General features: G+C 37.4%; 1 protein-coding gene. It reads right to left on the bottom strand.

Annotation, left to right across the window (positions count from 1 at the left end; genetic code table 11):
* Positions 1 to 24: 24 nt before the first annotated feature.
* The coding region (locus A6E03_RS07215) for a glutathione binding-like protein (protein WP_065600523.1) at positions 25 to 447 on the bottom strand (423 nt) is incomplete at its 5' end.

The raw sequence follows: 447 nt of genomic DNA on the forward strand, positions 1-447 counted from the left end.
CACCATAGTCGTTTGTTATGAGTATTACTTAAATGGGCTAAGATCTATACCCTCTAACTCGCAAACAGCCATGATTGTTGGATGTGATGATAAACGATTTAGATAAGCTGACAAATGCTCAAAACTTAATGGCGATTGTTTAATTGGTAAACACCACTCAGAAAGCATAAATAAGAAGAAATCACAGGCTGAAATTTCATCGCCTAAAAGGTATTTATTACCCTCAAGTTGATCATTAATTACTGATAGTGAGTCACCAATTCGATCATCTTGCGCTGCAACCACATTTGGAATAGTACTTTCATCATTTGTATGTCGATGTGGATAATATCGAACCATTAACTCAGCTTGAAGTGTATTATTCAAGTACGCTAACCATTGGAAAAACTGAGGTCTACTTTTGCTCCCCAACTGAGGGAGCAAACCATGCTTAGGGTTTTGCTCACA

Source organism: Aliivibrio sp. 1S128 (assembly GCF_001691065.1).
Classification (GTDB): domain Bacteria; phylum Pseudomonadota; class Gammaproteobacteria; order Enterobacterales; family Vibrionaceae; genus Aliivibrio.